The sequence below is a fragment of the Brasilonema bromeliae SPC951 genome (genome assembly GCF_012912135.1).
Classification (GTDB): domain Bacteria; phylum Cyanobacteriota; class Cyanobacteriia; order Cyanobacteriales; family Nostocaceae; genus Brasilonema; species Brasilonema bromeliae.
Window position 1 is genome coordinate 1 of record NZ_QMEB01000338.1, and the last position, 692, is coordinate 692.

Annotated in this window: 1 protein-coding gene; it reads left to right on the forward strand. The window is 43.2% G+C overall.

Annotated elements, in window-relative coordinates; translation table 11 throughout:
* Positions 1–132: 132 nt before the first annotated feature.
* On the forward strand, positions 133–692 hold a 560-nt coding region (locus DP116_RS27005), incomplete at its 3' end, for an SDR family NAD(P)-dependent oxidoreductase (RefSeq protein WP_246275820.1).

Consider the following 692-nt stretch of genomic DNA (forward strand, 5'->3'; position numbering starts at 1 on the left):
GGGTATTGAAATCAATAAGCCATCTGTCGCTCTATCAGCATTTTTAGGAACTTTGAATTCCAACAATGTCAGTCTAATTCTTCAAAGTGGTCTTCTATAAGAGCCACTTTTCTAAAATCAGGAGAGAACTCTATGCAAAGTAACGACAAAAAAATTGCCCTAGTCACGGGCGCAAATAAAGGGCTTGGTTTTGAAATCAGCCGCCAACTAGCCAAACAAGAAATTACGGTACTGATAGGTGCCCGTGATGAATCTAAAGGTGCTGAAGCTGCAGAGAAATTACAGGCCCAAGGGCTTGATGTGCAATCCATCAAACTTGATGTCACAGATATCTCCTCTATCGCCACTGCTGCCAAAAATATTGAGGAGCATTTCGGTAAGCTCGATATTTTGGTCAACAATGCAGGCATTTTCCTTGACTCAGGAACGAATCCGAGCGACCTTGACCTCAATATTCTAAAACAGACATTTGAGACAAATGTATTCGGTGCTTTTGCAGTATTGCAAGCAACGCTACCTCTGATTCGTAAGAGTAATGCTGGTCGCATCGTGAATATGTCGAGTACTCTTGGATCCCTGACTGACACCCTTGATCCGAACTCACACTATTTCGGATTGCGAGGGCTAGCTTATCAAGCGACTAAAGCGGCGCTCAATGAAATCACCGCTCAGTTTTCTAAAGAATTGGCCTG